This is a genomic window from Pseudomonas sp. BN417, from assembly GCF_029871205.1.
Taxonomy (GTDB): Bacteria; Pseudomonadota; Gammaproteobacteria; order Pseudomonadales; family Pseudomonadaceae; genus Metapseudomonas.
Genome location: NZ_SSOJ01000147.1, coordinates 12,870 through 20,902 on the forward strand (window position 1 = coordinate 12,870; position 8,033 = coordinate 20,902).

At 67.9% G+C, this 8,033-nt stretch carries 8 protein-coding genes; 4 read left to right on the plus strand and 4 right to left on the minus strand.

Going from position 1 to position 8,033, the window contains the following annotated elements; translation table 11 throughout:
* Positions 1-423 precede the first annotated feature (423 nt).
* The 4 genes from mnmH to E8F11_RS22785 form a co-directional block, all read right to left on the minus strand.
* The gene (mnmH, locus tag E8F11_RS22770; RefSeq protein WP_280291158.1) at positions 424-1,515 is read right to left on the minus strand and encodes a tRNA 2-selenouridine(34) synthase MnmH; all 1,092 of its coding nucleotides are present in this window, start codon (positions 1,513-1,515) and stop codon (positions 424-426) included.
* Complete coding sequence (selD, locus tag E8F11_RS22775) at positions 1,515-2,549, minus strand: selenide, water dikinase SelD (protein WP_280291159.1); 1,035 nt, start codon at positions 2,547-2,549, stop codon at positions 1,515-1,517. The genes mnmH and selD overlap by 1 nt, the downstream gene beginning before the upstream one ends.
* Positions 2,550-2,700: 151 nt before the next feature.
* Positions 2,701-3,486: a TIM barrel protein gene (locus tag E8F11_RS22780; RefSeq protein ID WP_280291160.1), complete on the minus strand. Its 786-nt coding sequence runs from the start codon at positions 3,484-3,486 to the stop codon at positions 2,701-2,703.
* Entirely contained in the window at positions 3,486-4,373 is an 888-nt protein-coding gene (locus E8F11_RS22785; RefSeq protein ID WP_280291161.1) for an NAD(P)-dependent oxidoreductase, read from the minus strand. The genes E8F11_RS22780 and E8F11_RS22785 overlap by 1 nt, the downstream gene beginning before the upstream one ends.
* Before the next feature lie 125 nt (positions 4,374-4,498).
* On the opposite strand from E8F11_RS22785, the gene E8F11_RS22790 reads away from it, so the two are divergent.
* The 4 genes from E8F11_RS22790 to phnE are packed head-to-tail and all read left to right on the plus strand — an operon-like array spanning position 4,499 to position 7,738.
* Positions 4,499-5,350 carry a putative selenate ABC transporter substrate-binding protein gene (locus E8F11_RS22790; protein WP_280291162.1) on the plus strand — a complete coding sequence of 284 codons (852 nt, stop codon included), beginning with the start codon at positions 4,499-4,501 and terminating at the stop codon, positions 5,348-5,350.
* Positions 5,347-6,153, plus strand: coding sequence for an ATP-binding cassette domain-containing protein (locus E8F11_RS22795; protein ID WP_280291163.1), 807 nt, complete (start codon positions 5,347-5,349; stop codon positions 6,151-6,153). Before E8F11_RS22790 ends, E8F11_RS22795 begins: the two co-directional genes overlap by 4 nt.
* Positions 6,147-6,974 (plus strand): ABC transporter permease, encoded by an 828-nt coding sequence (locus E8F11_RS22800; RefSeq protein WP_280291164.1) that lies wholly within the window; start codon positions 6,147-6,149, stop codon positions 6,972-6,974. Before E8F11_RS22795 ends, E8F11_RS22800 begins: the two co-directional genes overlap by 7 nt.
* On the plus strand, positions 6,971-7,738 hold the full coding sequence (gene phnE, locus E8F11_RS22805; RefSeq protein ID WP_280291165.1) for a phosphonate ABC transporter, permease protein PhnE: 768 nt from the start codon (positions 6,971-6,973) through the stop codon (positions 7,736-7,738). The genes E8F11_RS22800 and phnE overlap by 4 nt, the downstream gene beginning before the upstream one ends.
* Positions 7,739-8,033 lie beyond the last annotated feature (295 nt).

The following is an 8,033-nucleotide window of genomic DNA, read 5'->3' on the forward strand; positions in this document are numbered from 1 at the left end:
CGGCGTGAGGGGCCATCCCTGGCCCCGCACGCCTCTCGCGGCATCCATGCCGCTCATCCCCCTCTGCAACGCTTCCGCTCGGCCTTCTGACGGGGCAGAGTCGCTGCCCCACCTCCTCTGCACAGGCTCAGGCAATGACCAGGCGTCAGGATTACCGCGTCCTGTCAGGCGCGAGTCACCCCTCGCCCTCCGGGGCGAAGAGGCTCGCTGTCGGAAGCACCGCTTCCGGTGCCGATGAGCGACTGAGCGCGCAGCGATCAGGCTGGGGCGCAGGGCGGGGGCTGGGGGAGAGGGATGGGTCAGTCAGGTGCGCAGGTCTGAAAGGTCCGCGCTAGACACCTCTGTTCGGTATTGCAACAGCTAACGTGGACATAGCCAAATCATTCGCCACGCAGCCCGGAGGGCTGTCCATCCCCTCGCCCACTACCGCTGTCGCAGATACTCCAGCACCGCCGCCTGCTCCCCGGCGAACTCGATGCGCGATGCCTTGCTCTCCCGCTGGTAGGCGTACATCGGGTCGTAATACTCGCGCAGCAGCCCTTCGATCCAGCCGCGGTGCAGGTCCACCTGGCCGCTGGATTCCTGCTCGGCCAGGGCCTGGTCCATCAGCTCCGCCATGCGCTGATGGCGCTCGCCGCCCAGGCGCCGGACTATGTTGTCCAGGCTCTGGCGCATGCGCTCGGCGAAGCGGGCGAAGCCGTGTTCGGTGCCATGGGTGGCGATGAACTCGGCGCAGAGGTCGACAACGTAATCCCGCAGGATGCGCTCCACGCGGTCCTCGAAACTGTCATCGAGCCAGACCAGCGGATACTCTTGCATGCCGTGGTAGAGCTCCAGGGGCACCGAGCAACTGCCGACGATTCGGCCCTCGTCCTCCAGCACGAACTGTTGATGGCCGGCGGCGCGCTTCTTGAGCATGTCGATGGCAAGTGCATTCTCGAAATCGATCTGCGCCGGCTGCGGCGTCGCGCGCTTGCCGAAGCTGGAGCCTCGATGGTTGGCATGACCTTCCAGGTCCAGGCTGTTGGCCAGTTGGGCAATCACCTCGGTCTTGCCGGTGCCGGTGAGGCCGCCCACCAGAACGAAGTCGCACCGGGCCACGGCGTCCAGGGTGGTCTCCAGGAGGAAGGTCCGCATCGCCTTGTAGCCGCCTATCACCCGGGGGTAATCGATGCCGGCCTCGTTCTTCAGCCACTGCTGTACCAGTTGCGAACGCAGGCCGCCACGGAAGCAGTAGAGGTAGCCATCGGGATTGGCCCGGGCGAAGGCGGCCCAGGCTTCGATGCGCTCGGCCTTGACCTCGCCGCAGACCAACTGGTGACCCAGTTCAATGGCCGCGTGCTGGCCGTGCTCCTTGTAGCGGGTGCCCACCTTCTGCCGCTCGATGTCGCTCATCAGCGGCAGGTTGACGGTATGCGGGAAGGCACCCTTGACGAACTCCACCGGGGCGCGGGCATCCATCATCGGCCGGTCGTTGAGGAAGATTTCGCGGTAATCGGCGGTATCCGGACGCATCAGAACACCTCTACCGCGAGACTCTGTCGCTCGTGCAGATGGCCGATGGGCGCCAGGGTGAGGCCCTGCGCCTCGGCCACGGCAAGGAATTCCGCCTCCCCTTCCGGGGTCACCGCCACCAGCAGCCCGCCGCTGGTCTGCGGGTCGCAGAGCAGCAGCTTCTGCACTTCCGCGAGCGGCGCCAGGCGCTCGCCATAGCTGTCGAAGTTGCGCAGAGTGCCGCCAGGAACGCAACCCTGCTCCAGGTAATATTCAACGCCCGGCAGGCTGGGCACCTTGGCGTAGTCGATACGCGCGGTCAGGCCACTGCCGTCGGCCATCTCCACCAGGTGGCCGAGCAGGCCGAAGCCGGTGACATCGGTCATCGCCTTGACCCCTGCCAACTTGCCGAAGCGGCTGCCCGGCTTGTTCAGGGTGCACATCCAGTCGCGGGCCAGGCCCACATCGCCCTGGCGCAGCTTGCCCTTCTTCTCCGCCGTGGTGAGGATGCCGATGCCCAACGGCTTGGTCAGGTACAGCTTGCAGCCGGCGGTGGCGGTGTCGTTGCGCTTCATGTTGCGCTTGTCGACGACGCCGGTGACCGCCAGGCCGAAGATCGGCTCGGGCGCGTCGATGGAGTGCCCGCCGGCCAGGGGAATCCCCGCCTCGTCGCACACCGCGCGGCCGCCCCGCACCACTTCGCGGGCCACTTCCGGCGGCAGCAGATTGACCGGCCAGCCAAGGATGGCAATGGCCATCAGCGGATCGCCGCCCATGGCGTAGATATCGCTGATGGCGTTGGTCGCGGCGATACGGCCGAAGTCGTAGGGGTCATCCACTATCGGCATGAAGAAGTCCGTGGTGGACACCACCCCGCGCTCCTCGTCCAGGGCGTAGACCGCCGCATCGTCCTTGGAAGCGTTGCCCACCCAGAGCTTGGGGTCGAGATTCTGCGCGCCGCTGCCGGCGAGAATCACGTCCAGCACCTTGGGGGAAATCTTGCAGCCGCAGCCAGCTCCGTGGCTGTACTGGGTGAGGCGGATGGGATCGGTCATGGTTCTCTCTCAAAAATCCGAATCGATTTCCTGTGGGGGCGAATTCATTCGCTAATGGGCGCGCAACGCCCACCACCGGAATCCGTCGCCGGGCCTGTCGGTCCGGTCAGCGAATGAATTCGCCCCCACAATGTTCTTGCGCGCTGGGCGCTCAGGCCAAGCGCGCCTTCCACTCCGGCAGCCAGCCAAGGCTGTCGGCGGTGACGCCGGTGGGTTTGTATTCAGCGCCCAGCCAGCCGCCATAGCCGGCGTCCTGCAAGGCACGCAGGGCCGGGCCGAAATCGGTGCTGCCGCTGCCCGGCTCGCCGCGCCCCGGGCTGTCGGCGAACTGCACATGGCCGATGCGGCCGGACAGCAGGCGGATGCCCGCTGCCAGGTCCACGCCCTGGCGGGCCATGTGATAAAGGTCGTACTGGGCCTGGAGGTTGGGGTGGTCGACGTCGCGCAGCAGCATATCCAGCTGCTCGGGGGTGTTGACCAGGAAGCCCGGCATGTCCAGTGGGTTGATCGCCTCGCAGACCACGCCGATGCGCAGCACGGCGAAGGCCTCGGCCGCCTTGTGCAGGTTGGCCGCCAGGCAGGCCAGGGCGCGGTCGCGGCTGACGCCGACGGCCTGGCGTCCGGCCAGGACGTTGACGAAGCGCGGACGGGTCATGGCGGCATAGCTCAGCGCCTGCTCCAGGGCATCGTCGAACTGCTCCTGGCGCTCCGGCACCGCGGCCAGGCCAGGGCCGCCTTCCATCAGGTCGCCGGCCGGCAGGTTGATCAGGATCAGCGGCAGGCCGGCCGCCTCCAGCACTTCCTTCATGCGGATCGCCGGCAACTCGTAGGGAAACTGCACCTCGACGCCGTCGAAACCGGCGACGCGGGCAGCGATGACGCGCTCGATCAGCGGGCGGTCGGTGAACAACAGGGACAGGTTGGCGGCGATCTTCATCAATGATTCTCCCGATACATTTCCACCAGCGTAGCCGGGTCGCGCTCCAGGTTGCCCTGGCTGCCATGCAGGCGCATCAATTGCGCCGCCAGGGCGCTGACCGGCGTGGCCGAATCGTGCTCGCGGGACAGGCGCACCGCGGTGTCCAGATCCTTGAGCAAGGTGCGCACGTGCCATTTGATCGGCTCGAAGCGGTTCTCGGCCATCTGCGGCGCGAGTATCTGCAGCGGCTTGGAGTCGGCGAAACCGCCGGCCAGGGCCTGGGCGATCAGACTGGCGTCCACCCCGGCCTTCTCCGCCAGGGCCACCACTTCGGCGATCACCAGGGCATTGCAGGCGACGATCATCTGGTTGCACACCTTGGTCACCTGCCCGGCGCCAACAGCGCCCATGCGAGTCAGGCGCTGGCCCAGGTGGGCGAGGATCGGCCGCACCCGCTCGACATCGTCTTCATGACCGCCGGCCATGATCGCCAGGGTGCCCGCCTCGGCACCGGGGGTGCCACCGGACACCGGTGCATCCATCCAGCGCATGCCGCTGCGGGCCTCCAGCTCGGCGGCCATCTCGCGGGTGGCCGCCGGCTCCAGGCTGGAGAAGTCCACCAGCAGCTGGCCGGGCCGGGCGCCCTCGATTATGCCGCCCTCGCCGAACACCACCTTGCGCACCACGCGGGTGTCGGCCAGGCAGAGCATGACGATATCCGCCTCGGCGCAGAGCTCGGCCGGCGTCTGCGCGCGGCGGGCGCCCTGCTCCAGCAGCGGCGCGCACTTCTCCGGGGAGCGGTTCCAGACGGTCAGCGGAAAGCCGGCGGCCAGCAGGCGGCGGGTCATGGGCAGGCCCATCAGGCCGATGCCGGCGAAGGCGATGGAAGGCAGGGCAGCGGTCATGCCAAAACTCCAGGCGGTTGGCGAAACGCACATCTTAACTGCCTGGTCAGCCACGTGAAGCTACCAAGCAGCCGCCCGATCACTATAATCCGCCTGCCTTTTCCGCTATTGAACCGGAGAATCCCATGTTCAAACGCTCCCTGGCCCTCGCGGCTGGTATCGCTCTGTCCCTGTCCGCCGTCATTTCCCAAGCTGCCGACACCCTCAAGGTCTCTGCCATCCCCGATGAGGCGCCCACCGAATTGCTGCGCAAGTTCAAGCCCCTTGGCGCCTACCTGGAGAAGCAGTTGGGCATGAAGGTGGAGTTCGTGCCCGTGGCCGACTACGCCGCGGTGGTGGAGTCCCTGGCCTCCGACCGCCTGGACCTCGCCTGGCTCGGCGGCTTCACCTTCGTGCAGACGCGCCTGAAAACCGGCAACGCCATCCCCCTGGTGCAGCGTGAGCAGGACGAGAAGTTCACCAGCAAGTTCATCAGCGCCGACCCGGCGGTGAAGTCCCTGCAGGACCTCAAGGGCAAGACCTTTGCCTTCGGCTCGGTGTCCTCCACTTCCGGCAGCCTGATGCCGCGCTACTTCATGCAGAAGGACGGCATAGTCCCCGAGCAGTATTTCTCCCGCGTTGCCTACTCCGGGGCCCACGACGCCACCGTGGCCTGGGTCCAGGCCGGCAAGGTGGACGGCGGCGTGCTCAATGCCAGCGTCTGGCAAAAGCTGGTGGACGCCGGCAAGGTCGACACCAGTAAGGTGAAGGTCTTCGCCACCACCCCGACCTACTACGACTACAACTGGACCGTGCGCGGCACCCTGGACCCGGCCCTGGCCGAGAAGATCAAACAGGCCTTCCTCGCCCTCGACCCGGCCAATCCGGAGCACAAGGCGATACTCGACCTGCAGGCCGCCAGCCGCTTCATCCCGACCAAGCCCGAGAACTACGAGGGCATCGAGGAAGCCGCACGCTCGGCCGGCCTGTTGAAGTGAGCCTGTCGTTGCACGGCGTGGACCTGGTCCACGCCAACGGCCAGCCTGCGCTGCTGGGTATCGACCTGCGCGTCGCCAGCGGCGAGCGGGTCGCCATCATCGGCCCCTCGGGCGCCGGCAAGACCACCCTGCTGCGCCTCCTCGCCACCAGCCTGAAACCCTCCGCCGGGCAGCTCGAACTGCTCGGCGCGGCGCCCTGGTCGCTCTCCGCCGGCGCCCGCCAGCGCCTGCGTGCACGCATTGGCCTGGTCCACCAGGCCCCGCCGCTGCCACCGCGCCAGCGGGTGGTCACGGCCGTGCTCGCCGGCAAGCTTGGCCAGTGGCCGCTGGCCAAGGGGCTGCTCAGCCTGCTGCACCCACTGGACAGCGCCGGTGCCGCTGCCGCCCTGGCGCGGCTGGACCTGGCCGACAAGCTCTTCGAACGCTGCGACCAGCTTTCCGGTGGCCAGCTGCAACGGGTCGGTATCGCCCGCGTGCTCTGCCAGGCGCCGGAACTGATCCTGGCCGACGAGCCGGTTTCCGCCATGGACCCGGTGCTCGCCGACCACACCCTCGGCGTGCTCTGCGCCGACGCCAGCCGCCGTGGCGTCACCCTGCTGGCCAGCCTGCACGCGGTGGAACTGGCGCTTGCACACTTTCCGCGCATCGTCGGGGTACGCGATGGGCGCATCGCCTTCGACCGCCGACGGGACGACGTCAGCCAGGCCGACCTCGACGCCCTCTACGCCAACGAACAATTGCGCGGCAACGCCCCCAGCTCGCCGCCCATCCCGGCCCCCGCGCTGCACATTCCACGATGCTGACCACCGCTCCACGCGACCCCGCGGCCCTGCCCCGGCTGCTGCTCACCCTGCTCGCCGTGGCGCTGCTCTGGCCGGGCCTGGAGCTGAGCGAACTGAACCCGGCGGTGCTGCTGGACCCGGGCAACGTCCACACCATGGGCCAGTTCCTCTCAGGCTTCTGGCCGCCCGAACATGGCGAGGAATTCCTCCAACTGTTGTGGCGGGCGACCCTGGAAACCCTGGCCATCGCCACCGCCGGCATGAGCCTGGCACTGTTGATCGCCTTGCCTGCGTCGCTCTGGGCCAGCCGTGCGCTGTCGCTGACCGCCCTGCACCGTGGCGGCCGACCGGCCTGGTGGGCCCAGGCCCTGCGCTGGCCGGTGCGCGGCCTGCTGATATTCCTGCGCAGCGTGCCGGAGATCGTCTGGGCGCTGCTCTTCGTCCGCGCCGTGGGCCTTGGCCCGACCGCCGGGGTGCTGGCCATCGCCATCACCTACAGCGGCATGCTCGGCAAGGTCTATGCGGAAATCTTCGAATCCGTGGACCCTCGCCCCTCCCGCGCGCTGCTCGCTGCCGGCAGCCCGCGCCTGGCGGCGTTCGCCTACGGCGTGCTGCCCAGCGCGGCGGCGGAAATGATTTCCTACACCGTCTACCGCTGGGAATGCGCGGTGCGCGCCTCGGTGGTGATGGGCTTCGTCGGCGCGGGTGGGCTGGGCCAGCAGATGGACCTGTCCATGCGCATGTTCGCCGGCGGCGAAGTGGCCAGCATGCTGCTGACCTTCCTCGCCCTGGTACTGCTGGCCGACCAGCTCAGCCGGTTGTTGCGCTGGAGGTTCACGTGAATCGCCTGGGCAATATCCTCTTGCTGCTGGCCCTGCTGGTGGCGGTGCTCGCTTCCTTTATAGGGCTGGGCATCGACCTCGGCGCCCTGGTCAGTGGCGACAGCCTGCAACAGATGGGCAGCTACGCGGCGCGCTTCCTCAAGCCCGACCTGTCCGCGCCGCATCTGCGGGCCATCGGCAAGGGCGCCCTGGAAACCCTGGCCATGTCGGCCCTCGGCACCTTGCTCGCGGCGCTGCTGGGGCTGCTCTTCGCCCTGCCCGCCGCCGGCCGCTTCGGAAGCCTCGCGCAAGGCGCGGCGCGCCTGCTGCTCAACGCCTTGCGCGCGGTGCCGGAGTTGGTCTGGGCGGCCCTGATGGTGCTGGCCGCCGGCCTCGGGCCCAACGCCGGCACCCTGGCCCTGGCGCTGCACACCGCCGGCGTGCTGGGCAGGTTGTTCGCCGAAGCCCTGGAAAACACCCCGGCCCAACCGGCCGAAGCCATCCGCCTGAACGGCGGCGGGCGAGTCGCCGCCTTCTGCTACGGCACTCTGCCGGCAGTCTGGCCGCAACTGGTGGCCTACATGCTCTATCGCTGGGAAAACAACATCCGCATGGCCAGCGTGCTCGGCTTCGTCGGCGCGGGTGGGCTGGGGCAGATGCTCTACATGAGCCTCAGCCTGTTCCAGGAAGCCCAGGCAGCCAGCGTGATCCTGGCGATGCTGACCCTGGTACTGGGGGTGGATGCCCTGAGCGGCTGGATGCGCCAGCGCTGGGTCAGCGCTTAACGGAAACGATGGGTGGGCACCTTGTGGGGGCGATTTCAATCGCTGAGCAGGCCAAAGGGCTGCCCATCGGACATCCCGGGGCAGCGTTGCTGCCCTTGGCGAATGATTTGGCTATGTCCACGTTAGCTGTTGCAGTACCGAATAGAAGCCTCTAGTACAGGCCTTTCAGAACTCCGCGCCAACCTGACGCAACCCTCTCCCCCGGCCCCTCTCCCGCAAGCGGTAGAGGGGTGACTCGCGCCTGACAGGGCGCAGCAATTCTGATGCCCAGTCGTTGCCTGAACCTGTGCGAAAG